A 4,146-nucleotide genomic window follows, 5' to 3' on the forward strand; every position below is an offset into this window, starting at 1 on the left:
GGGAGTGGTTAACCTAAGCAGGTAGGTCGCCCCACCTGCTCGGCTTCAGAACCGGACTTGCCCGTTTTCGTGCATCCGGCTCCTCTCCAACTTGGTTCTGTGTCAAAAATACCAGTTGTAGTTGATGTCTTTGTTGCGTGTACCTGGTCGTGGCAATGACGATGCAACAGTGCCAAGTTTTGACGACGCTGATTGCTATGATTGCCATCTTGATGATGGAGGTCAATCAGATCGCTTGGCAAAAAGTTGAGTCCACAGTGAGCGCATTTGCCGCCCTGTTGTTTGAGCAAATGGGCTCGTAATGGCAGCAACTGCGGGTAAGACCTGAGCCTCATCCCCCAATAAACCCAATCTCCATCGCAGGGAGAGCGACTGGCTTGGACCTTGATATGGCGACGAATCGGCATTTCATTGTGACGACGAAGTTTGAGTCCGTCTTGGCTTTGAAACACCCATCCTTCTCCCTGGTTTACCAGCCAATAGCGTGAAACAATCTGGTGACTGTTGTGCTTTGGGTGTCTGTGTTTTGCCCAGCGCAGCAGTTGTCCAAACAGGTGGAAATCCATTGCAGCGAATGCTGCTTTGCTAACCACCGTGGAGTAGTACTGACACCATCCGGTGATGACCGGATTAAGATGGGCAATCAGTCCAGTTTGGGTTGTTGAGCCATGAGTTGACACAATCTCTTTGAGTTGTGCCAAGTGATGTTTCTGGCTCTGCTGACTCGGTTTAATCAACGTCTTAAATCCGTGCTTTGAGGCATATTTACCCTGCCGATATTGCCGCACCGAGAACCCCAGCAAATCAAAACCGGCTTTCCCTTCTAAGGTATGGCTGATTTTGGTTTTGTTGGGATGGAGTTGTAACCCAATGCCTTTAAGCCATTGTTCCACAGCTGTTCTAGCGCGGTGGATATCAGATAGTGTGTTAGCAAACACCACAAAATCATCGGCGTAAAACACCATATGGATGGGCTGTCGCTGGGTTCCAAGTGATTTGAGGTGGGTTTCCAACCCATGTAGGGCAATCAGCGCCAATAGTGGCGATGCCACCCCACCTTGAGGTGTTCCACGCTCGCTTGGTTGAAACCCATTATCAAATACCCCGCTTTTGAGCCATCCGCTCAAGAGTTGACGCAAAGACGGTGGGGCTTGGGTTTTCTCCAAGAGGACTGGATGCGAGATGTTCTCGAAGCAGCCAGAGATATCCCCTTCCAACACATACTTGGGGCGTTGGCGGATGATATTGAAAATGGCTGCGACGGCATCATGGCAAGAGCGACCTGGTCTGAAACCGTAGACGTTTGGCTCTAATTTTGCCTCCCACTCCGGTTCCAAGGCTAGCTTTACCAGCGCTTGGGCGGCTCTATCAGCGATGACGGGGATAGATAACGGGCGTTTTTGGAGCTTCCCTGGTTTGGGAATCCAGATTCGGCGCAGAGGTTGCGCTTGGGGAAGTTGTCTCAGGCTTTGAGCCAGTTGCAGACGTTGCGGGGGAGACAGGTTTTTGAGCCCATCGACTCCGGCAGTCCGCTTGCCTCGGTTATCTTGACTGACCCGTCGAACAGCTAATAGCCGTCCATACCAGGATTTGATTAACAGACGTTGGAGCCTGTGAACTAACTTGACGTTTCCCTGTTGACTGGCTCTGTAGATCCGCCGTTGGAGCTTGAATACTTTGACCTGGATTTTCTTCCAAGGCAGTTGATTCCATTCATATCTCGTCTGGAGAGACGGACTCATGACTTATTAACTCTACTCAGTTTGTCTACATCCAAGTTGCAGTGTGTACGTCAGCATATCTTGAGCGTTACCTCAAGCATTGGCTTTTTACACAATCCCAATCCCATCCACTAACCGGTTAGCACCTGCTTTGGGTATCGACCGTTCCCAAAGAGATGAATGGGGTTCCCACGTTCCGATGTCTGATGATTGCTGTACTTAGGACTCCACTCTAGACCGGGTTTCTTGAGGGTAGTTACAGGTCACAATTTAAGGTGCCTGTCTCTTTTATCCTTTGCCTTTTGGCTGCGGTGTTTCAGCCTGATTTCACCGCTCACAAATCACGATCCTTCAGTCATGGATTCCTCGCGTATCCGTATACAGCTTGCTAGGCGGGATTCCAGAGTAGGCTTCCAGTTACCGCCGTTTGACCCCGCTTCAGGTGTTGATGGCTAGTCGTGAACCTGGGGGTTATGCTGTCACTCCACTACCAGGAGGAAGGGGCTTTCACCCTTATCAGACATCAGTTGTCAAGGTTCAAAACCCTGCCTCTCATCCTCCAACTACTATTGGTTTCGAGAGAACGTGTCGCACTAAATTAATTTGTGTAAGCGGTCTAAAGTAGCCACAACACCCAAGGAGACCGCCATGGCTAGAAGAAGAATCGAAAAAACCCGAGCCGATGAATTACTTGATGAACTACTCGAAGATTATCAAGGACCCGAAGCCATCCTGGGTAAAGATGGACTGCTCAAGCAACTAAGCAAGCGCTTGGTGGAACGAGCCCTCCAAGCAGAACTGAGCCATCACCTGGAGCAAGAGCACCAGCAAAACCTTGAACCCAAATCAGAGACTGCTGAGGATGAACCGGTCCGCAACAGCCGCAACGGCTACTCAGCCAAGACCATCCAGGGAGACTTAGGCCAGCTTCCCCTGCAAGTGCCCCGTGATCGGCAGAGCACTTTTGAGCCAGTGTTGGTCCCCAAAGGCCAGCGCCGCCTAGCTGGATTAGAAGAGAAAGTCATCGCCCTGTATGCCAGGGGCTCAAGTACCCGTGACATTCAAGCCCAACTTCAGGAGCTTTATGGAGTAGAAATTTCTGCCACCCTGATTAGCCAAGTCACCGATGGGGTGATTGAAGAGGTCAGACAGTGCGGAAGTGTGCTGGGGGAGGCTTCCTCCAGCCACCTTCCTTGGCAAGGGCGTCCCCTAGAGGCACTCTACCCAATCATCTGGTTGGACGCCCTAGTTGTCAAAGTCCGAGAGCATAATCGTGTCTGCAATAAAGCGGTGTATCTTGCTTTGGGTGTCAATCTTGAAGGAAATAAGGAACTCTTAGGAATATGGCTTTCTCAAACCGAAGGAGCCAAGTTCTGGTTAGGCATCTTGACTGAGCTTAAGAACCGGGGCCTGCAGGATATCTTGATTGCCTGTGTAGATGGCCTCACTGGGTTTCCAGAAGCCATTGAAGTGGTTTACCCTCAGACCCAGGTGCAGTTGTGCATTGTCCATCTGGTCAGGAACTCTCTTAAGTATGTCCCCTGGAAACAGCAGCGCCAGGTGGCCGCTGAGCTCAAGAGCATCTACCAGGCCAGTACTGTTGAGCAGGCAGAAGATGCCCTAACAGCCTTTGCCCACAAGTGGGATCAGCGTTACCCCTCTATCAGTCGACTGTGGCTAAGGCATTGGGAACGGATTATTCCCTTCTTTGCCTATCCGGCTGATATCCGCCGGGTGGTCTACACCACGAATGCCATTGAGTCGCTTAATCGCTCTTTGCGCAAGGTGCTCAAGACGAAGGGGTCTTTCCCAGATGATGATTCAGTTCTCAAGTTGCTCTACTTGGCGCTCAGGAATATTGCTAAAAAATGGACCATGCCTATCAAGGATTGGAAGGCTGCTCTCAATCGGTTTGCTGTTGAGTTCCCAGATCGCTTCCCTCGTTAACTTTCCATTCGCTTACACAAAATTGTTGACATACCCCGGTCATCAAAATCAGGGACACGATTTCTGTAGACAGTGGAAACTGACTGATAGCGCTTTATGCCTGCATGGGCATGTTCACATTTGACTCGTTGACGACTCAACTCTCGATTTTGTTGCTTCTGTTGTTCGCTCAATTCCTTGCCTTTAGGCTTCTTGTGGGGCACATGGATGTTGACAAACTCATGTTGTAAGCCCTGAAACCCTAAGTCTCCCTTCACAGTCACTTCATCTGGAATATTTGGTTGTGCATCATGTAAATGTAGGTTTAGTGTAGAGAGGAGAACCCTCTACCTACCTAATCCTCCTATGCAATGCCCATTGTGTGGTCATCCCAAGGCTCATAAGCATGGCCAGATGCCAAATGCAACCCAGCGCTACTTTTGTCCGATTTGCCAGCAGACCTTCAGCGAACGATTTGATACGCTCTACTATCGCCGCC

Annotated in this window: 4 protein-coding genes; 2 read left to right on the forward strand and 2 right to left on the reverse strand. The window is 50.3% G+C overall.

The genetic code is table 11. The annotated features are described in order from the left end of the window. Nucleotides 1-8 precede the first annotated feature (8 nt). Nucleotides 9-1,742, reverse strand: a complete 1,734-nt coding sequence (gene ltrA / locus AC2VE5_RS24410) for a group II intron reverse transcriptase/maturase (protein WP_486890211.1) — start codon at nt 1,740-1,742, stop codon at nt 9-11. Between the two features lie 627 nt (nt 1,743-2,369). On the opposite strand from ltrA, the gene AC2VE5_RS24415 reads away from it, so the two are divergent. Beyond that, entirely contained in the window at nt 2,370-3,668 is a 1,299-nt protein-coding gene (locus tag AC2VE5_RS24415; protein ID WP_486890212.1) for an IS256 family transposase, read from the forward strand. On the opposite strand, the gene AC2VE5_RS24420 is transcribed toward AC2VE5_RS24415, so the two are convergent. Continuing rightward, nucleotides 3,665-3,943, reverse strand: a complete 279-nt coding sequence (locus AC2VE5_RS24420; protein ID WP_486890213.1) for a transposase family protein — start codon at nt 3,941-3,943, stop codon at nt 3,665-3,667. The genes AC2VE5_RS24415 and AC2VE5_RS24420 overlap by 4 nt on opposite strands. 70 nt (nt 3,944-4,013) lie before the next feature. On the opposite strand from AC2VE5_RS24420, the gene AC2VE5_RS24425 reads away from it, so the two are divergent. Then, nucleotides 4,014-4,146, forward strand: a 133-nt coding sequence (locus AC2VE5_RS24425; protein ID WP_486890214.1) for a transposase, incomplete at its 3' end; no start/stop codon positions are given.

Source organism: Aliterella sp. E5.1, from assembly GCF_057473825.1.